The sequence below is a fragment of the Fischerella sp. genome, assembly GCF_013388695.1.
In the GTDB taxonomy this organism is placed as follows: domain Bacteria; phylum Cyanobacteriota; class Cyanobacteriia; order Cyanobacteriales; family Nostocaceae; genus PCC9605.
In genome coordinates, this window is sequence record NZ_JACAEU010000098.1 from 24734 (window position 1) to 45629 (window position 20896).

At 39.4% G+C, this 20896-nt stretch carries 20 protein-coding genes; 4 read left to right on the forward strand and 16 right to left on the reverse strand.

Annotated elements, in window-relative coordinates; translation table 11 throughout:
• Positions 1-90: 90 nt before the first annotated feature.
• On the reverse strand, positions 91-1176 hold the full coding sequence (locus HXY43_RS13315) for a hypothetical protein (protein WP_290883655.1): 1086 nt from the start codon (positions 1174-1176) through the stop codon (positions 91-93).
• A 1232-nt stretch (positions 1177-2408) separates the two neighbouring features.
• On the opposite strand from HXY43_RS13315, the gene HXY43_RS13320 reads away from it, so the two are divergent.
• A complete protein-coding gene (locus HXY43_RS13320; protein WP_290883656.1) occupies positions 2409-3845 on the forward strand; it encodes a glycoside hydrolase 100 family protein in 1437 nt (478 codons plus the stop codon).
• Positions 3846-3984: 139 nt separating this feature from the next.
• Here HXY43_RS13320 and HXY43_RS13325 read toward each other — a convergent pair whose 3' ends face one another.
• The 7 genes from HXY43_RS13325 to HXY43_RS13355 form a co-directional block, all read right to left on the reverse strand.
• Entirely contained in the window at positions 3985-4602 is a 618-nt protein-coding gene (locus HXY43_RS13325; RefSeq protein ID WP_290883657.1) for a hypothetical protein, read from the reverse strand.
• 120 nt (positions 4603-4722) lie between these two features.
• Complete coding sequence (locus tag HXY43_RS13330) at positions 4723-5748, reverse strand: glucokinase (protein WP_290883658.1); 1026 nt, start codon at positions 5746-5748, stop codon at positions 4723-4725.
• An 85-nt stretch (positions 5749-5833) separates the two neighbouring features.
• Entirely contained in the window at positions 5834-6481 is a 648-nt protein-coding gene (locus HXY43_RS13335) for a histidine phosphatase family protein (protein WP_290883659.1), read from the reverse strand.
• Positions 6482-6610: 129 nt separating this feature from the next.
• Entirely contained in the window at positions 6611-7174 is a 564-nt protein-coding gene (locus tag HXY43_RS13340; RefSeq protein ID WP_290883660.1) for a Uma2 family endonuclease, read from the reverse strand.
• Positions 7175-7207: 33 nt separating this feature from the next.
• Complete coding sequence (locus HXY43_RS13345) at positions 7208-7951, reverse strand: ABC transporter ATP-binding protein (RefSeq protein WP_290883661.1); 744 nt, start codon at positions 7949-7951, stop codon at positions 7208-7210.
• A 64-nt stretch (positions 7952-8015) separates the two neighbouring features.
• Positions 8016-8804 carry an ABC transporter ATP-binding protein gene (locus HXY43_RS13350; protein WP_290883662.1) on the reverse strand — a complete coding sequence of 263 codons (789 nt, stop codon included), beginning with the start codon at positions 8802-8804 and terminating at the stop codon, positions 8016-8018.
• A gap of 124 nt (positions 8805-8928) precedes the next feature.
• Complete coding sequence (locus HXY43_RS13355) at positions 8929-9870, reverse strand: branched-chain amino acid ABC transporter permease (RefSeq protein ID WP_290883663.1); 942 nt, start codon at positions 9868-9870, stop codon at positions 8929-8931.
• Positions 9871-10074: 204 nt separating this feature from the next.
• Between HXY43_RS13355 and HXY43_RS13360 the strand changes: the two genes are divergently transcribed.
• Positions 10075-10824 carry an ATP-binding protein gene (locus tag HXY43_RS13360; protein WP_290883664.1) on the forward strand — a complete coding sequence of 250 codons (750 nt, stop codon included), beginning with the start codon at positions 10075-10077 and terminating at the stop codon, positions 10822-10824.
• Between the two features lie 238 nt (positions 10825-11062).
• On the forward strand, positions 11063-11383 hold the full coding sequence (locus HXY43_RS13365) for an STAS domain-containing protein (protein ID WP_290883665.1): 321 nt from the start codon (positions 11063-11065) through the stop codon (positions 11381-11383).
• A gap of 178 nt (positions 11384-11561) precedes the next feature.
• Here the strand turns inward: HXY43_RS13365 and HXY43_RS13370 are convergent, their stop codons facing one another.
• From HXY43_RS13370 to HXY43_RS13390, 5 genes are all read right to left on the reverse strand, one after another.
• A complete protein-coding gene (locus HXY43_RS13370) occupies positions 11562-12698 on the reverse strand; it encodes a SpoIIE family protein phosphatase (RefSeq protein WP_026733579.1) in 1137 nt (378 codons plus the stop codon).
• Between the two features lie 173 nt (positions 12699-12871).
• Positions 12872-13657: a DUF1350 family protein gene (locus tag HXY43_RS13375; RefSeq protein ID WP_290883666.1), complete on the reverse strand. Its 786-nt coding sequence runs from the start codon at positions 13655-13657 to the stop codon at positions 12872-12874.
• Between the two features lie 1010 nt (positions 13658-14667).
• A complete protein-coding gene (locus HXY43_RS13380) occupies positions 14668-15384 on the reverse strand; it encodes a hypothetical protein (protein ID WP_026733577.1) in 717 nt (238 codons plus the stop codon).
• A gap of 393 nt (positions 15385-15777) precedes the next feature.
• A complete protein-coding gene (locus HXY43_RS13385; RefSeq protein WP_290883667.1) occupies positions 15778-16758 on the reverse strand; it encodes a geranylgeranylglycerol-phosphate geranylgeranyltransferase in 981 nt (326 codons plus the stop codon).
• A 728-nt stretch (positions 16759-17486) separates the two neighbouring features.
• Complete coding sequence (locus tag HXY43_RS13390; protein ID WP_367161483.1) at positions 17487-18074, reverse strand: HAD family hydrolase; 588 nt, start codon at positions 18072-18074, stop codon at positions 17487-17489.
• 36 nt (positions 18075-18110) lie between these two features.
• On the opposite strand from HXY43_RS13390, the gene galK reads away from it, so the two are divergent.
• Positions 18111-19199, forward strand: coding sequence for a galactokinase (gene galK, locus HXY43_RS13395; RefSeq protein ID WP_290883668.1), 1089 nt, complete (start codon positions 18111-18113; stop codon positions 19197-19199).
• Between the two features lie 73 nt (positions 19200-19272).
• Here galK and HXY43_RS13400 read toward each other — a convergent pair whose 3' ends face one another.
• The 3 genes from HXY43_RS13400 to HXY43_RS13410 form a co-directional block, all read right to left on the reverse strand.
• Entirely contained in the window at positions 19273-19401 is a 129-nt protein-coding gene (locus tag HXY43_RS13400; RefSeq protein ID WP_290883669.1) for a hypothetical protein, read from the reverse strand.
• A gap of 137 nt (positions 19402-19538) precedes the next feature.
• Positions 19539-19763, reverse strand: a complete 225-nt coding sequence (locus HXY43_RS13405) for a hypothetical protein (RefSeq protein ID WP_051470043.1) — start codon at positions 19761-19763, stop codon at positions 19539-19541.
• A gap of 810 nt (positions 19764-20573) precedes the next feature.
• Positions 20574-20771, reverse strand: a complete 198-nt coding sequence (locus HXY43_RS13410) for a hypothetical protein (protein ID WP_290883670.1) — start codon at positions 20769-20771, stop codon at positions 20574-20576.
• Between the last annotated feature and the right edge of the window lie 125 nt (positions 20772-20896).

A 20896-nucleotide genomic window follows, 5' to 3' on the forward strand; every position in this document is an offset into this window, starting at 1 on the left:
CGATGGTTATGTCTTTGGAAAATTAACCTTCACTGCTAAACCAAAAACTAACAATGGTGTGTGAGTAATAACATCACGCACCCCACACCATCAAACTACGCTATCAACAACTTGCTCCTTGTAACCCAAGTGCGATCGCTCCCTCCAAAACATCTCCTGCATTCCTTGAAGGTAAGGTAGCAACAAAGCCTTCTGTTCTGCATTTACACGACTAATGATTTCATCAACAAACAGTTGACTCCATTTTTCCGTCATTTCCCATTTGATGCTCACACCCTGCACAACCATTGCACACAAAGGTAGTAGTTCCTCCTCCATTGCTGTCATACTCTTCTCTAGTAAACACAGCCATAGATAGGCCTGAAACATATTCAGATCGCGGAGGCAAGAGTATGTTACATCCGGATCGCTCAGTTCTCCTCTACGACTACGATGATTGGGTAATAACTCCACCAGTTGACGATAGATATTTTCAGCAATCTCTGGCGCAGCTTGGATCATTTGCTCTACAAGCTGTAGTTCCGGTGAATCTATCTCATAATTGGCAGCAGCAGCGCAGATTCGTTGCCAGGGAATCGCTACTTGTTCTTCAACAAATTTTAAATAGGGAGCAAGCAAGATTTGCTCAAAAGCTGTCAGCTTTTTGAGAATTAATTTGTTACTGAAGTTTAACTGCGTGGTCATAAAACCAAGAGCTCGCCAGTCCTTGGATACTATATGTTGTTCTTGAAACACCAGTAATATAGGTTCGAGCGCGTATGCTAGTTCTTCGATTGCTGGTATTCCCCATACACAAACATCATTGCTCTCAAATGCTTCTGCTGTAGGTGGAATGTGATTGAGAGAGTATTTTTCGTAAATTTCGAGTATCTTTTTATATACGCGAAAGGCAAATAGAGTGATTCGCCTTGCTTCATTCAAATCTATGATGTTGGGAATATAGCCGTAGAGAATTTTTGTTTGTATCCATGCCATTTGGCAATTAATATTTAGTACATTGTCCTTTAACTTGGCAGAAGTTAAAGCTCGACCCTCGGGTGAGGCTGCTTCTCGCAAAGCTTTATAGGAGAAGCTTTCTAATGACACAGAAGATAAGTCAGGGGTGTAACGCTTTGCCCAAAGACCGATCAAGCGTTGTACTGAGGAAGTTTTAAAAGTTTCTACGGCTTTTAGCATCAATTTTTCCTTATTAATTTTTTGTAAAATTAATAACTTCAGCAGTCATACCAAGTTGTGTTCAGATATGGCAATTCGTGCCCTCTCTCCCTCCCCTCTCTCCCAATTTGGGAGAGGGGTGCCGACAGGCGGGGTGAGGGAAGTACTATCTTTGACTGCAACCTAGTATCAGTCTCAATAAATTTCTTTAGTGATAACAAAGTAGAATTACGTTATATTACTTAGTTCATACTACAAACGTCTTAGGTCTTAGCTCTATTCTTCAGTATAAGTTCGTATGTATAGAATACTGCTATTTGCTTGATATTTGTCAGAAATTACTAAATATAATAGATGTATTTTTATCTGGCGATAGAAAAATAGAAATACCAATCCGCAAGCAGAAAAATACTTCAGCGTAGAAGTACACCAACCAAAATCTTTGGCTGTCAAACTCCGTTTGAGGGGTTTACACAAACTTTAAAAACAATCCGGAAGAATTTAATGATTTTTATAAGCAGCAACACTTTATATATGAATGAATGTTGAGTATGCAGATCATTTTTTTACATCCTTGTATAGCACTTTATTGCACAAAGATTATTCTTTTATTTCATTTACTCATTTACTTAACTGTTTTAAAAATTACTTTATCTTATATATTTTGTGTATTTTTTTTTATTTTTTGCCTATAATCCTTGTTCCTAGCTATTTATAATTAGTGAGTGATTTTGTATGAAGTAAGATACAATACATTTATCTAAAAAAACAGTCAAAATATTTTTTAAAATTCATGTTGCATCTTGTGAAAATTCGTTATAATTTTTTATTATGTGAGTTAAGCATTTCATTTACGCTCCAAGTCAGCTCACAATAATATTTAAGTACTTTTACTTAAATATAATTCTACTTGGCAAAAAAATTAAATAGTACATACATATGTTTTTATGGTGAAGCATAAAAATTAAACCTTCAAAGTTATTTAATTTGACTTAGACGTGTAATTTATTTGATGCCATAGCATAAATAAGCTTTTTGCTTATTTTTTAATTGCCCAAAGTGAATAAGTAAAAGCATAAATTTATCAATAAAGCTGCTCAAATAGTGCAGTAAAAGCTTTTATTGATGCAGTATTTTCTCATAGTTATTATTCATAAAAATGATATTGCTATGATGAAAATAGTGGAATTAATCAATCAATGTGCATCTACTATCTAAGCAAAATGTAAATTCTATATGGAGCTATTCTAACAATGCAACTCGAAGACCTAATAACAATTAAAAATGTAGAAATAGAGGCATGGGAAACATTAGAAAAGTCAATTATGTACTATCAAGGTCGTCCAGTTGGGACGGTAGCAGCCCTTGATGGCACAGTAGACGCAGTCAATTACGACCAATGCTTTATTAGAGATTTTGTTTCTTCGGCGCTATTGTTTCTCATCAAAGGTAGAACAGAGATTGTCCGCAACTTTCTAGAAGAAACTTTAAAGTTACAGCCAAAAGAGAACCAATTGGATGCCTATAAACCAGGTCGAGGCATGATACCAGCCAGCTTCAAAGTTGTATCTCATAATGGTGAAGAATATTTAGAAGCTGATTTTGGAGAACACGCGATCGCCAGAGTAACACCAGTAGATTCTTGTTTTTGGTGGATGATTTTGTTACGTGCTTATGTAGCTGCTACAAAAGACTACTCATTGGCGTATCAGCCTGAATTCCAAAACGGTATCAGGCTAATTTTGGAACTGTCTCTGGCAACGCGTTTTGATATGTATCCGACGCTGTTAGTTCCAGATGGCGCTTGTATGATTGACCGTCGCTTAGGTATCTATGGGCATCCTTTAGAAATTCAGTCTCTGTTTTATACTGCATTACGCGCTGCTCGCGAACTACTAATTTGCCAAGGTAATGAAGATATTGTTACAGCTATTGATAACCGCCTACCTGTTCTGAGTGCTCATATTCGCAAGCATTATTGGATAGACTTAAATCGCCTCAATGCTATTTATCGTTACAAGGGTGAAGAATATGGCAAAGGAGCAGTCAATCAATTCAATATATATGTAGATTCGCTTCCCTATTATGAGTTAGATCGATGGCTACCTAAAAAAGGTGGTTATCTAGCAGGAAATGTTGGCCCATCACAGCTTGATACTCGCTTTTTTACATTAGGAAACTTGGTAGCGATTATTTCCGATCTTGCTAGTGAAGAACAGTCGCAAGCCATTATGAATTTGATCGAGAAGCGCTGGGAAGACTTGGTAGGAGATATGCCGATGAAAATCACTTTCCCAGCATTGGAACATGAGGAATATAGAATTATCACTGGCTGCGACCCTAAAAATATACCCTGGTCGTATCACAACGGCGGCAATTGGCCTGTCTTAATGTGGATGTTGGCAGCCGCGGCTGTGAAAACTAATAGAGTATGTCTTGCTGAAAGGGCGATTGAAATTGCTCAAGCACGCCTCAAAGATGATGAATGGCCAGAGTATTACGATGGTAAGAAGGGAAGACTGATTGGCAAGCAAGCCAGAAAATATCAAACCTGGACAGTTGCAGGTTTCTTATTGGCAAAAGAGCTTATCCAAGACCCTTCTCTGTTACCATTAGTCTCTTTTGAGCCATTTACAGCAGAACAAGTTTCTAGAGCTTGTGAGTTTGAAATCGACAGCTTTGACGCCTAGGTCAGGGCAATGGGGCATAAAATTATGAATTATGAATTATGAATTATGAATTATGAAATTTTTAGCATTCAGCATTCATCATTCATAATTTTCACCTATCCCCAATTCCCAATCCCCAATCCCTATTTTTAAGTTAAGTCTACTTTTTCAATACTAATTGGAAGGAATTTAAATACCCATTAATAGTTTTAGATAAAGTCTTGTGCTGTTTTTTAGTAGTAATAGCCATGACTTGATACAAGCGTCCCTCGGCAAAATACATGCGATTTTTAGTAATTTTGCCGCCAGAATTTACATACTCAATTTCTTTCCCAAGATGACCATTAGAACTGCGAAGATGACGCTGCTGAATTAAATTACTTTGCGTAGTTTTTATAGCCATATCTCGGGCATTGTTGAGTACTTCTTGGGGATTTGCCATTTGACCATAGCTATAGGGAAAGTCATTGTATGCTACTACATACGCCACTTCTTGATTAGCAAATTGACCAACAAATACCTGTACGTTAATTTCCCCCATATAGGTTTTTTGGGTTTGGGTCATAGTTTTTGGCATTCCTGGCATCAGGACGGTAAAACTACCATCTGGGGCGTTAAATAGCTTCCATTGCGACTGTTGTAACTGTGACTTAATCGGTTTAGTAGGAGCTGGTTTTGTTGGAGAAACCGGGCGTTTGAGTGGGCGTGCTTCGACTGGTGTAAAAACGCTACATATCAAAGTAGCGGCCATGAAGGGTAACAACACTCTTTTGGTCATAGTTTTTGCTCTTATTAGTGCTGAAATTACGTATGTCGCTAGTTCGTTATAACTTAGCGACATGCAAAACAGCACCAGTGAAATTGTGTAAAAAGAGCGTTGATAACCTAAGTATTACTGCTATAATCTAGATGCATAGATTGCAGCACCAATTAGTCCCACTTGTTGATTAATTACAACATGAATCGGTATTTCTTCTAGGAGAGGACGCATTCTACCTTTATGAGTGAAATTGAAAAGAAATTCACCGTTTTGGATTAACGGGAGAATTTTCGGAGCAATTCCACCAGCAACATATAAACCACCATAAGGCAGGAGTTTGAGAGCAAGATTTCCTGCTTCTGCACCGTAAGCTTCTACAAATAATTGCATCGTTTGCTCACAAAGGCGATCGCGTCCTTGCACCGCAGCAGTACCAATAACAGCACCAGGATCTACACTTTTTTCCTGCTTTCCTGCTTCTTGTTCCCAAGTTCTGACGATTTCTGCGATATCTGGTGATTCGTCAGTAATTTTGCGATCGCGCAAAAATTGGTAAATAGAAACAATTCCCAACCCAGAAACTACCCTTTCCACAGAGACACGTTGGATATCATGTTTATCCAACAAGTATTTCAACAACTGAAACTCTAACTCCCTACGGGGGGCAAAGTCAGCGTGTCCACCTTCAGAGGGAAAGGCTTGATAAAATTTTCCCTGTTTAATCAAAAATCCTTGTCCTAACCCAGTGCCAGCACCAATGACTGCTATCGGTGCTTCCGGGTTGAGTTTGCCAGGTTGGAGAGTGTAAAAGTCTTGTGCTTCCAAACCCAAAACGCCATAGCCAACAGCCGTAAAATCATTGATTAAGGAGACAGAGGCAATATTTAGTTGTTGTTGCAGACGTTCGGCATCCAAAAACCAAGCCAAATTCGTCAGCTTGGCAGTATTGTTAACCACAGGCCCGGCGATCGCAAAACAAGCTTTTGGTGGTATTGGTGTATTCACTGCTCCCAAAAACTGCTGTACTATTGGCACTAAATCGGGAAAATCACCGCTGCGGTAACGTTTTTCATAAATGGTACGTAAAAGAGGTGGTTCGGATTCCTCCATCAGTCGCAGAATGGTCTTTGTACCACCAATGTCTCCTGCTAATATTAATGTCATAAGGTGTAGCGAAATTAACTTAGTTTTTTGTGGAGGCTAATAATAGCTAATGGCTGATTATTATTTAGCCATTAGTTATTATCTGTTAATTAAATCGAACAAATTCCTCTACCTGCGTTAAGTGAGAAGTATCTCCCTTTACTTCTAGCAACCATTCTGGGTGTTGGCGCACAACTTTCACTAAGCTACATAAGGAAGCCTTGACTTCTGTGACAGCAATTTCACCAACAAGCCCCATAGCTGCTCCTAGTACAGATGCACCATGCCCTACCAGCAAAATATTGTCTGGAGAAAATTCCATCGCCAAACATCTGGCGGTTTGCCCGGAACGCGATCGCACTTGTTGTTGAGTTTCTGGGTATTTAGCGGCAATGCGGGATGTATAGCTAGTATCTATTCTAGGGAATAATTCTGCCAAGGCTGGAGTAGATAGTCTGTCTGGTTCTTCCGTCATCCAAGCAGGATTCAGCCATTCGCTTAATCCTGTTTCCAGTTTAATTGGCAAATCAAGAACTTCTGCAACTGCATTTGCCGTTTGTACAGTTCGTAGGAAAGGAGAAGCAAAAATATGGGCTATTTTTTCTCTTTTTAGGCGATTAGCTAACTGCTTTGCTTGTATGAAACCATCTTCAGATAAAGGTGGATCGTAGCGTCTCTGTGCTGTCAGAAACCAATCAGGGTTAACAAAGTCGAGGCGATTAGCGTGTCTGGCGATCCAGATGATTTGACTCATGGGTTGATTCCCAAGGGGATACACTTGGCGGACTGCAAAGTAAATATCATCTCATGTTGGGAAATTCAAGGATTTAAAGAATTTGACAAGTTTAGAGCCATCATTTTAAGTTGATTGTGTCTCATTAACCTACAACTTCAACCATCCAAATAACTGCCCTACAGTTATTTGCAGGTTACTAACCAAATCAGGAGCTGGTAATATATCTTGTTCCTCTTGTAAGATTTCTGGTTGCTGCCCTAATGGATAAACTAAAAGCGATCGCTCATCTGGATCAAGCAGCCAACCCATACGACAGCCGTGTTTTAGACAATGTAAAATATTACCAGTAACTTTCGTCGGACTTTGTTCTGGTGATAAAATTTCAATAGTCCAATCGGGAGCAGCTTTAAACACATTCGCTACATCTCCATTTTCATCTATAGGAATTCGCTCCCAAGCGAAAACTGCTATATCTGGCACGATTGAACGTCCAGCAAAGGTACACCGCAACTCTGGAAAAGCAAGGGCAATTTTCTTTGACTTCGCCACAGCATTAATAGCACTGACTAATTCGCCCTGGATAATACTATGCTTTCCTTGAGGCATTGGTTTTTGAATGACTTGTCCGTTAATGTATTCGCTTGCTGGTTTAGTTTCTGGCATTTTGAGAAACTCTTCCAAAGTCAGGGTTTTTGTTGGTAGCTGTACCATGTGTATTAGCCTCCCAAATCTTCAATTATTGAACTACCCCAAATAAGCCTTTCTGACTCGTTCATCAGCGATTAATTCCGAGGCTGCACCTGTTAAAGTAATCGAACCTGCATCCAAAACATATCCTCTATCAGCAATTTGTAAAGCAAGGTTAGCATTTTGTTCAACTAAGAGGATAGTCACACCTGTAGCACGCAAATTTTCAATAATAGTAAAAATTTCCCGAACTATTGCTGGTGCTAAACCTAAACTTGGTTCATCCAATAACAAAAGTTTTGGTTTACTCATCAAAGCACGGGCAATAGCTAACATTTGTTGTTCACCACCGCTGAGGGTTCCTGCTAGTTGATTGCGTCTTTGTGCCAAACGTGGAAACATCTCAAATTGACGCTGTATATCAGCTTTTATTTCTGCTTGACGAGAACGAATATACGCACCCAAGAGCAAATTATCATAAACAGTTTGTCGCGCCAATACTCTCCGTCCTTCTGGACAATGGGCGATACCCAGTTGCACAACTTCGTGAGGTTGGCGGCGGACAATGTTGCGGCCACTATAGATAATCTCGCCACTTTTAGGATTAATTATTTTGGAGATTGCCCGGAGAGTAGTAGTTTTGCCAGCACCGTTGGCACCAATAAGAGTAACTACCTCGCTATTATTAACAACTAAATTAATATTTTGAAGAGCTTGAATACCACCATAGTTAACATATAAATTTTTAATTTCTAAAACAGGATATTTTTGGGTATTTCTCTGAATTTCATCGGTATTCATCTGTAATTGATTAAATATTTAGTATGTTTTCTTAGTGTCTTAGTGCCTTGGTGGTTAATATAAATTATTCAGTTCCCAAATACGCCTCTATTACAGCTGGATTATTTTTAACCGCTGTCGGTTCACCCAAAGCAATTAACTGACCAAAATCTAAAACAGCAATGCGATCGCACAATCCCATCACCAAAGGAACGTGATGTTCAATCAGAATTACCGTCAAATGAAAGAGATCGCGCAGGTTGCGAATAAACTCACTGAGTTGCTGCTTTTCGCTGGGGTTCATCCCTGCTGCGGGTTCGTCGAGGAGTAAGACTTGTGGTTCTAAGGCTAATGCACGGGCAATTTCTAAGCGCCTTTGATCGCCGTAAGCAAAGTTTCTAGCTTTTTCTTCGGTACGTTCTTGCAAACCAACTAATTCTAGTAATTCCCAAGCTTTCTGCTTACTTTTGCGTTCCTCTGCGGGTGCTGGTGCCACTCCCAGAACACCAGTGAACATATTACTATGAGTATGCAAATGTCGAGCAATAATGACATTTTCTAGTGCTGAAAGTTCACCAAACAAGCGAATATTTTGGAAGGTTCGAGCAATCCCTAAAGCGGCAATTTGATGGGGACGCAGTTGAGAGATTTCTTGATTTTGATAAGTTAATTGTCCACTTGAAGGAGGAATTAAGCCCGTAATTAAATTAAATAAAGTTGTTTTACCAGCACCATTAGGGCCTATCAATCCAAAAATTTCATATTTGTTAACGGTAAAAGATATATTATTCACTGCTACTAGACCACCAAAGCGGCGAGTCAGAGCTTTTGCTTCTAAAATAACACTGCTGTTAGATAATGTATCGTCTGACATTGTTTAGCGTGGTAAGCTGATCAATCAATAAGCGTTGCATATTTACTCTAATGGTCGTCCTTTGTCATGGGTTATTATTCATTATGTATTTACAAAGGACTAATGACTAATGACCAATGACGGTTTAGAGCTTGCTGCTTTGTCTAGTCCGAAGTTTGCGCCGTTTAAAAATATCTGGAGTAACAAGTCCTTGGGGGAAAAAGATTGTTCCCACAACTATCAGTAAACCAAAAATAATTAATCTACCATCTCTTAGAAACTGAGCTAACCAATCGGGTAAACCACCTGTATCGGCGATGCTTCTCAATACTTCTGGTAAGGCTGTAAATAACATACCGCCTACTACCGCTCCCAAAAAAGTTCTGGAACCACCAATTAAGACAAAAGTTAAGTAAATAATACTGGCATCAAATGTACCTTGACGGGCATTCCAGGTATTGAGAAAATGGGCACTAATAGTACCAACAACCCCTGCTAAAATTGCTCCTAATGTAAATGCTAAAACTTTATAGTAAGTTGGGTTGATTCCCATTGCACTTGCTGCCAGTTCATCTTCACGAATGGCAGTTAAAGCTCTACCTACGCGGATGCGTTCTAGACGGTAGATTAAAACCATACTAATTATTAGTAATGGTAGAGCAATCCACAAATATTCTATTGGCGTTTGGAAAGGTTGGGGAATGCCAAAAATCCCAACTGCACCACCTGTAATATCCAAATTGAGGGAGATAACGCGCAGAACTTCTACAAAAGCAATGGTGGCGATCGCTAAATAAATTCCCCGCAACCGCAATGCTGGAATTCCCACCGCTACACCCAATAAACCAGAAACTAAACCAGCAATTAACATTTCCAACAACAATAGCGCGATCGGAAATGAATCGCCGGTGGAGGTGAAAAGTGTTGTAGAAAGAATTGCTGCTATATATCCACCTAAAGCATAAAATCCAGGACTAGCTAATGACAACTGCCCAGCCATCAGTGGTAAATACAGTGAAAGCCCTAGCAGCGCCCCTAATACCATAGAAACTATTAAGGAGCCATAGGTAGCAAAAAATTCAGCCATTTTCAATAATTGTTAAGTAGGTCGCAACAAATAAACTTAATTGGTAATCACTAACAAACACCAAGCAACAAACAACAAATAAAATAACATGCCCAATGTTGAGAGATGAAAAAATCTGGGAATACTAATGAGAGTGAATCAGTTGCTGTAGCAGCTTAACCTTACAGAAAGTTAGGCGGCAAACTTAACTAAAAGTATTTGGGCATGAACAAAGACCAGACGATAAGTAATAGTCCCCAAACACATCAGCAAGAAAGCTTCTGGGCTGCATTTTTACTCCAGGTCGTCAATGCCATATCCGATCCAGTCTTTGTCAAAGACCACCAACATCGCTGGGTACTGCTCAATGATGCCTTTTGTCAGTTCATGGGAGTTAGCCAGGAAAAACTACTTGGCAAGTCAGATTATGACTTCTTCCCAAAAGAACAAGCAGATGTGTTTTGGAAAAAGGTGGAGTGTTACGCTGGACAGATCAATCAGGTATTTATGAATATTTTGACCAATGCTATTGATGCATTAGAAGAGTCATTAGTCAACGATCGTTTGTCTTTGGTAGACAAAAAAGAACAAATGAACGGCAGATGCTACAACAGAGGAGCCACTGCGGTGGACGGGGGCATCAAGCACGTGGCGTGGAACGCACTCGCGCCTTCTTCGGCTTCCCACAGGGTAGGACACATGACAACGCCACAAATTCGTATTTGCACGCTATTAACTACCGATAATAAAGTAAAAATTAAGATTGTAGATAACGGCCCGGGAATACCAGAGACTGTTAAACAGCGTTTATTTGACCCCTTCTTTACTACTAAACCCATAGGTAAAGGGACAGGGATGGGACTTTCTATTAGCTATCAGATTATTACAGAAAGACATGGTGGTTCCTTAGAATGTATTTCACAACCAGGAAGTGGTGCTGAGTTTGTGATTTCTATCCCTCTGCGCCAAACGTAGATTCAGCTATGCACTTTCATCTTTTAAATAATTATCTAGATATTTATTGACCACTAAGTAGAACAACTTAATTAAACGTAGAATACATTTTTCAGAGATCAGGTTTCTAGGACTTGAGCTTATTTTTGTTGAGTTACTTAATATTTTATTTATATGGCAACAATGATTTTAACCAACTATACTTGGTATATAATGCTAAATTTAGAACATCATTGACGATACTAACAAATACTGAAATATGCAAAATCATTCAGTCAAAGTTATTCAACCAAGTGGAAGTCTAGATGCTAGTAAATCACAGGAGTTTCGGCAGAAAATTACCGAAATTATAGAAAGTGGTGCAAAAACTGTATTAGTTGATTTTCAAGATGTGACTTTTATGGATAGCTCTGGACTTGGGGCTGTTGTGTTAGCATTTAAAGTCCTGCGAGCAGCAGACAAAAAGTTGGTATTATGTTCTATTAATGAGCAGGTCAGGCTCTTATTTGAACTTACTGGTATGGATAAAGTTTTTGAAATTTTTCCTAATCAGGATGAATTTAATAAATTGACTAATTAATTTTATGTATTATGAACTGACAACTAAATTATGCATAAAAATATTTATAATCTTAACTTACTATAATGTCTGGCATGAATAGAATCAAAACTTATATTTTTCTATTCAACTCATTTGCCAATTAAAAATTAATATAAATTTTTAGTAAATAAATACTAATATTTATTCTCGGTAAAAATTAATTAAACTTCATTTGAAGTATAGATAAATCATCATCAAAAACCTCTTTTTGGTTTACAAGTATTAACTGTTTAATTATCTGGTTGATTTGGCAATCAACAGAATTCTGTAAACTAACAAGAGTTCTAATGAATGCATCTAAACCCCAAAGTGTACCATCAGATTTAGTGATTTCATAAGCACCATCGCTAAAAATATAAAGATTACTATCTTCTTCTATTTCACAAAAACCATCAATATATTTGACCTGTGGAAACATCCCAACGGGCATGCCAGGAGTTCTTAAAAGTTTGACTTCGATGGTATTTGTGGATTTACCTGATAATAAAATTGCAGGCGGATGCCCTGCACTAGAATATATTAACTGGTGCTGGACACGATTATAAACGCCATACCAAATAGTAAAGTATTTATCATTTTGATAATTCATCTGAAATGTGTCATTTAACGCCTTGAGTACCTCACTCGGTTGATAGTAATTAAGACTTTTGAGAGCACGCGATCGCAGTAAATTTAGCACGGAAATTGAAGGCAAAGTAGCTCTAAGTCCATGTCCGGCTGTGTCTAGCAAGTAAATTGCTAGATAATCAGGATCAAGCCAGTAATAATCAAAACAATCGCCTCCCAATTGGCGTGAGGGAATGAAGCAAAAATCAATGCTTAAAGGTTCTGTCATCGGGGCAGGTAGAAGTGATCGCACGTATTCCGCTGCTTCTGCCAACTCTGCTTCTAAGATTTGCTTTTGAGTTTGTAAATCTCGACTTAACTGATGCAAGCGCAATCCCGCTCTTACCCGCGCCTGTAATTCATTATGTTCGATAGGTTTGGTGATAAAATCGTCAGCGCCAGCATCTAAACCCTTAACGCGATCGGCAACAGAATCTAAAGATGTTAAAAGAATAAAAAATGTGGTGGATAAATTTGGATCTGCTTTAATGCGTTGGCAAACTTCTAGTCCATTCATACCAGGCATGATCCAATCACAAATAATTAATGCCGGATGCCCAGTAAATGCTTGTAAAATTCCTTCCTCACCGTTGCTGGCAGCAGCTACCTTGTAACCCTGTCTTTCCAGCATTCTTTTCAGCAGTAACCGTACTGCTGGATCATCATCAATTACTAGGATTTGAAACATAGGATTGGAAAAAAAGGAAGAAGGTAGAAGGCAGCACTTTCCCGCTAGGGTAAAGGTTAAAGGGGCAAGGGTAAAGGAAAATAAGCCTTTACCCTTACCCTTACCCCTAATCCCACCGCGTGAGGTGGTTTGCAAATCGTTTGCACGAACTCAGTTTTAATATAAACGGCTAATTATAGTGATGACACTGGGTTGAGCCAAAAAAGTATAGTGCGTTTAAGCTGATTCAGATCACGGTATACTTCTTGTCTAAACCATTGGCCGATAGCATCCAAGGGGTTAAAGTCCTTGCCCGTTTGCCATTTCACATCTTGCCCTAGGGGTGTGAGGTGATTTCCCTGGAGTGTTTGTACTGTTACCATGCCTGGGAAGCGTTTTTGCAACAGTTCAGTTAAAGCTGCTGATTGGTCAATCGTATCATTGCTAAATTTAATTAGCAAATTGCGGCGGACGTTGTAGCTTTCCTGTACGAGTTTGTTTGTCTCCAAGGGTGAGGGGGTAAACTCGACTGCAAAGTTAGAATTAAATTGGAATGTCGAATTGAACTGTTCTATTAAGGGGATAGCTTCGCGTGCAGCGTAGTTGTTGAAAGAAACGAGGATGTTACCCGCACGTTCTACTGGGAAAAGACTACCGATGAGCAAATGTAGTTTGCACCCCATGCTGTGCCCAACACCATAAATGGGGAGATAGCTTTTGCCTAATGCTCCTCTGTCCTCCAAGCGTACCAAAGCACGTTCAAAGTTGAGAAGTACTTGCTCAGCGATCGCTCTATGGTCTAGAGTGTTCACAAACGGCGTAGCAACGACAATATAGCCTTTTTCTACTATGCTTTCCAATAATAAACGGTAGGTGATGTGCGGGGCTGTAGCCACAAATGCACCTCCAAGGAAATGAATTATACCGATAGGATTTCGGGGAATTAACACCCAGTTACCAGAGATTTCTGTCCAGTACATACAGATGGCGATCGCTCGCTAATTCGTTTAACACTTCTTTATGTTAAACCTGGCTTAGCTTGGTTGTAGAGGTTCTGGTAGAGATATAACTGCGATCGTCATTTGTCATTAGTCATTTGTCCTTGGTTATTAATGACCAATGACTAATGACGACCCTCACGAGCAATTGTGTAATTTTAAGGTGTTACAGCTTACTATTCCCTATAAATAAAAATCCCCGGCTTTGAGTCCGGGAATCGTGTAGTTTGACACTCTTGCACTTGATTTATGATGTATCTACAATACTCATTTTTCAATCTACAGATGTGCCAAAATGCCAAAAGCAACCAAATATTTCCGTCACTTTATTTTCTGTGTTTATCTAGTGTGTGCAAATAAGTGCAACTAAGATTATTTGCTTTTCAAGCACTAACGTAGGATGTAACTATTATTTCATTCAATTCACAATAAAAGACCCCTGTGGCTAAGCAGGGGAAAAGATTTTTGCAAGTCGCGCTAATTTTGTGCAAGAACGGATTGCTCACTTAATGTACTTTTTATTCAATCCGAATTGTTGCCAAAATGCCAAAATAAAATCTTGTCGCTTCCCAAGCAATACCCCCACCATCATGGACGTCTAGACGGGGTATGGTTTGGCTGGTTAGCAATCTAATCTGCCACTACCGCGATCGCCTTCATCATTGTTCATCATAGATGCTCCCTAACGATCCAAGGTTCTTCATTTCCATCTACAGGCAACAATAAGACGAACAGGAAAATAGAGTTGTTAATCCAAAAAAATCTGACAAATAGGCAGAAATCATTTCTTATCTGTTTAATAACAGGATGTTTCCACAGACACAAAAAGAGAGAAAATTTTACACAATGGTTCATACCCCTCAGTTAAAGAAGTGTATGATTGAGTTCATAGTAAGTGCTAACTTTATAGAAAATTACTAGGCTTTTAAAGTGATGATGAAAAAATAACTTTCCTCTCTCATATTTTTTATGTATGCCTAGATGTATTGATTTTAATGCTGATTCTGTAATCTCCCCATTTCATGTTGTACTTCTAATGCAATCTGTAAAGCCTCGTTCAATAATTTTCCATGCTCACTGGCTTGTTCGTTTACTTGCATTGCTGTTAAAGCTGCTAGATTATTTGCAAATAATTCAGTATTGCTAATAATAAATTTTTTGTTCTCTCTCAAGATTCTCTCTGTCTTCAAAGCACGAACTAAATCCGCTCTCGCCAATTTCAACGCTTCTATAACTTTGTTTCTTTCTTTAATTGTCACTCCTAGATTGCCGGCTGCTTCTATCTGATCGTTAATATCTATCGCTTTAATAACAGAATTATATCTATCAACTTCCATGAGGAGAATCTGTAGAGAACGTGTAATATTAGTTTTAACTATCTTATTTTTTTGTCTCCAAATTAGATATAATAGTAATTGTATTAGTACACTACTACCAAAACAAAATCCTAAAAATAAAATCCAAGATGGTGCCATTCTAGGAGTAAAGTTTTTGGCAATAAAATCAAATATTAGATAGCTAATAACTAATATAGTGACACCGATATATACTACAGTCACACCCTCTGGCCCTTTGATTTTGTCAAAAATATTTTTGATAAATCTCTCCAGAGGTCTAATAATAATTATTAGTTCATAATCAATAGGTAAATTAGTCAATTCCCGAAGTTGATTTTGACTAATTTCTAAGCCTTGTAAATCCTCACGCACAGCTGCCTAATCTCCGCCAAAATAGTTTTTTACGTACTACGTGCAAATCAAATTTATGGCATGTTAATCAAATCTTAATTTGACTAAGCTAAATTACCTCTTGTAGTAATCGCTACCTGGCAAAAAGCTACTTGTTCATGTGACGCGATTACATAATTTGAGTGTATTGCACACGATTGTAAACCGCTATATGTCTTTAGTACTTCGTTAACTTGTTTCTTTACTCAAATGTAAGAGTGACTATATGTTACTAGAACACCAATTCAGTAATCTTCACATTAGAAGGGAATGAGGACTTGGGGTCATGGGGAGAGTCCAGTTTTATATTCTCCCCACCTCTCCACCTCCCTATCTCCCACTCTTCCCCTTTCCCCCTCTCCCTTGTCTCCCCTTTTATAGCGCCGGAGCAGCCCCTAACAAACCTATCGCTCCCAACAACATACCTATGCGATCCCAAAAGACAAATCCTTGGTAAGCGCTCACACTATCTTGATATTGATAGCGTGCTAATGCAATTCCCACAAACAGCAACATTACTGAAGAGAAGACTCCAAACAACAGAGGATGTCCCATCGGCAGCAGTAACAGGGCAAACGGAATTGACACAACCACTATGCCAATTAATCCCCAGGCAATTAAGAAAGCTGTTCGCTTTCCCCAGGAATTGACAATGGTGACAATCCCCTGAGTGCGATCGCCTGCTGCATCATGTACGTCCCAGATAATTTCCTTAGCCAATGTATATAAAAATACAAAAGCACTGGGGTAAAGCAGTGCTAAAGGCCGAGCTACTACCAAACTACCCAGAAAAATGATCGCAGCGGCGATCGCTGCCACAATAAAATTCGCGAAAATGCCATTACGGATTAATAGATGCGAGTAATTCCATAGCAAGATGGTACTAACAGCTACTAGAATAAAACAATATATTCCTAGAGGAATTGCTGCGATCGGAGCGCAGGTAAACAGAATCACAGCAGCCCACCAAACTTGCTGGGGTGAAAGGCGACCAGATGGCAGTGGTCTTTCAGGGTGATCGATTCGGTCTTTATCTATATCCCAATAGTCATTGATCGCACAGGCCGCAGAGTGTGTACAGATTAAGATAGTTGCCGTCAGCAGGTATTTATATAATGGAGCGGCTGAGTTCAGCGCATAGATCGTGGCACAACCAACTAAAGCAGCAAGGATAGCAACTGGTAGCCGAAAAAGTTGGGCAAAATCACGAATCAGGCTTATTCCGTCACTAGAATCAGGAGATAAGGAAGCATTTTGTCCTGATGTAGAAGTGAACGAACCAGCTTTTTTGTTAACGTGCAATTGTTCGCTCATCGCCAACCTCACATATTCAATAATGTGGGTAATAAAAAACACAATTTCACTCCCATTGCCGTTACCCCTGAAACCTTAACGGAAATTTTTGCTCAGTCAATCTGCGAGCATAAACTTCATACTCGTTAAAGTCAGGTATAGGCTATGGAGTATTGGGTATATGCGAAAAAACTCTTTGATACTTGTTTTCTAGTTTGTTTTATGCATACCTACTTACTCAGTCTATCTCACATATCTTGATTTGGATATTTTGTCAAGCTGTTTGTAAAAATATGCAATATGCCGAACAAAATTAAAGCAGTGCTTGCATACTGCATAAGCCTGAACTCACGAAGTGTTTAATCAAGCTGTTGCCTTGTTAAGAATAGCAAAATACTGAATTAAGAAGTAAAAAGTAAAAAGTAAAAAGATAATCCCCATAGTTTGAGAATGCTTTGTTCATTGTCTTGGATAATAAATTTCATAAATAGCCTAATTACTGTTAGTTTGAACTGATGAGCTATTCATTTCAAAGTTATTTTATGTACAATATTTTGTAATCTTAATCACAAATAAACTTAACTTTAGCTCCTTTCATTTGACAGAGGTTGTTGGTAATGGCAACTACTAATGTGCTTATTAATGGTAATGGCTCTCAAAGTGAGCTTGCTTGAGTTTTGGGTTTACAATTTTTCTATATTCAAAGACAAACAATCATATGAATTCTTTGAATCAAGAAGTCTCTATTAAGCCAGATTTAAAATGATTGCGGCAGTTCTCTGATTCAGTTTTTACGCATTTTTTCCAAGGGGTGAATTGGCATAGTGCGCTAACAAATCAGCGGGATCGTCATAGATTGCTTTAGCTCCTGCTAGAGTGACATCGTCAAAGCCACCACAGTGCAGTGCGATCGCGCCGACTCCAGCCATATTCGCAGATTTGATATCGTAAGGTGTATCACCAAGCATCAAAACTTGGTTAGGCGGCTTATTCAGCTTGCTAAGTGCTGCTTCCACAATATCTGGTGCTGGTTTAGACGCTTCAGCATCGCTTGATGTCGTCGTTTCTTTAAGCAAGTCGTCAACCTGGGCAGCTTTGAGTAAAACCTCCATTTCTTGATTTGAAGCTGAACTAGCAACGATTAGCCGCAAGCCAGTTTGCAGCATGTGCTGTATTAATTGCCTTGCACCATTGGCTGGTGAGAGTTTCGGTGCATAATGTTTGAGAAATATTTCTTTGCGCCGTTGGGCGATCGCACTTCCATCGCCTTCCTTATCCGTAAGTCCTGGTACCACTCTGGGCATTAGTTGATCGCCGCCCATACCAATTAGCGATCGCACTTGCTCGAACGACACATCATAACCAAATTCCCTAATTATGAATACATTCGAGGTTTATGCTATTAGGAAATCATTATGAACTTCCAACAAATCTTTGGTAATCCACCTGAAGCCGAAGCCAATGCTCCTGGAAGGGTTAATCTACTTGGTGAACATACTGACTATAATGATGGCTTTGTTCTCCCGATCGCAATTCCGCAAAAAACAACAGTGCAAATCGGGTTTAGTAACGATGGACAGCACCACTTTTATTCTCAAAATTTAGATGAGCAAGTCAGCATTTTAGAAATCAATCATACGCCGTCTGGTTTTGCAAGTTATATCTTTGGATGTATTCAAGTTTTAAAAAAAGAAGGATACGAGATACCATCGCTGAATTTGTGCGTTAAATCTTCGGTTCCTATTGGTTCAGGTTTGTCTAGCAGTGCAGCTTTGGAAGTTGCAACACTGCGGGCAATCCGCCAACTCCTCAACCTTCCTATCAATAATGTCGAAATCGCCCAATTCGCACAGCAAGCAGAAATTCACTATGCTGGGGTGCAATGCGGCATCATGGATCAGATGGCTGCGAGCCTTGCTGACACGGAACATATCTTGTTTCTAGATACTCGTACGCTGTCACGCCGCGTGTTACCTTTCCCAGCAGGAGCAGAGATTGTGGTGATGGATAGTGGTGTGCCTCGCACGCTTGCAAGTAGCGGATATAACCACCGGCGGGCTGAGTGCGAACAGGCAGCACAGTTGCTGGGGGTGAAGGCATTGCGAGATATTACCAAGCTAGAAGCAACAGAAGACTTACCCGAACTATTGCGGCGTCGCGCTCGTCATGTAGTTACGGAAAATAACCGTGTCTTGGAGGTTTTGCAAATTTTAGAGACACGACATGTGGCATCTCTACAGCGTTTTGGGGGGTTAATGAATGCATCCCATGCTAGTTTGCGGGATGATTACGAAGTTTCTGTTCCTGCACTAGATAGGCTGGTAGAGATGTTGCAAAAAACTCCCGGAGTGTTTGGCGCAAGGCTCACGGGTGCAGGTTTTGGCGGCGCTTGCGTGGCTTTAGTTGCAAAGAGTGAGGGCAGAGCGATCGCAACAAAAGTTCTTGAACAATACAACCATAATGGTTACACAGGACGAGTTTTAGTTCCCCCTACCGATTTTTGATTTTGGAGTAGTCGTTGAAGTTGAAATGGATTATTAAGACGACTGCGATCGCTGCAACTAATTGACGAACCCATTAGAGCGATCGCAGTCTTAAATCCACATCTGTCTTAAAAGTTGGGCATTGGGCATTGGAAGAGAGATTTTCATTCTTTGCTGTGCGCCCCGGTGCATGGGAGTCTTGCACACCTATGCAATACCCCAAGGCAGAGCCTCCAAATCCTCGTTATCAGGTTCAAGCTGGTAACGAGAATTAAGAGCCTCGTAAAGTTTCTAAATTAAGCCACAGGTAAATGTAGAATTGTTATAGTAAAGACAATTCTCCTGACAATACACCTAGTGTTAATTCTCTACACCAGAAGAGCAGTAATTTTCAAAGTCTCCTAGCTCTAGGCTCAAACCATCATCAGCAGACGGCTCTAGCGAGGTTGTGGGTAATCCTCGAATCAGTTCTCGAATCACATCTGTTGTTGGTCTACCTGTTTGATCGCAATACTTTTCAAGCTTCTCGACTTCAGCTGAAGCCAAGTTTATGGTCATTCGCTTTGTTGTCCATTTTTTGTTCATACGTCTCATAATTAAGGTAATCTAAACATCACTTACATCGTCTAAGCAAGCTAACCCTGATTTAAGCGCATTAATCAAAAGCAGTTTTAGGCGTTGCTGATTGCAAAGTATGAAACTGTTAACATCAGATTTACAATCTACTGCCGTAGAAGCAATTCATGAATTGCTTCTACAAAATTCATACCTCGATTCAGCAACGCCCAGTTTTAACAAAAATTAAGTCGCTAGGGCTATCTTCTGCAAGCAATACAGTATTGGAAGCATATATGGTTGATAAATCACCATTTTTGCCCGGATGTCCACTTTAATTGCTTCTAATGCTTGTTGTCTTCTACTAAAAGGATGAATTTAAGTATCAAGTTAACTTGTAGCTTCAATTACAATCAGCTTCAAATGGGATAGTAGAACAAAATCCAACCTTGGCAATTTTTCAATCTCAAGTGCTGGATTGGTCAGACAAGTTGAGCGTATTCCATCACCCAGATGTACGTGATCTCCCTGATGAAAAAAGTTAGGGTCAGTCAAAATTGTAAATCCTGCATAGCGTATCAGTACAGTTGCAGTACCAATAAAAAAGATAAACCTGTTTTCAAAGTCTGCTGTTGCAGTATCTACAGGTAGAACAAGAGATTTTGCTTTAGTAATTAGTCAGTTATTAAAAAATAGTAATCATTACAATTTTTGAAAAATTTACTGTTATAAAATAATATGTAGCTGTAAATACTTTGTTTCACGGGGACGCTTGGACTGGGGACTGGGAGGAATTGAGGATGGGGATTGTAAAGTGCCCAATCCCCAGTCCCCTTTACTTCATTCCTGCTCAAATTCATAGTTTGTAAATTTCAACACCTTACAATTCTCTGTCACAGTGCGAATCACGTTCTCTGGGACTCCATTGGGAACAGTTACCTGAAGTTCAAAAGTAATCTCTACTTCTGCACCCACCAAACTACTTAAGTGTTGAATTACCTCGTTGGCAATTTGTCCTACATCACGCTGTAGTCGCAATGCATCTAACCCTCTTCTGTCACTTTCCGGAGTTAGCTAGTAGAAAATAAGTTAAATTATCCAGAAGCATAACAAGGTTTAAATTGATTCATTGCAGCAATTAAATGATTGAATCCCAGCAATAA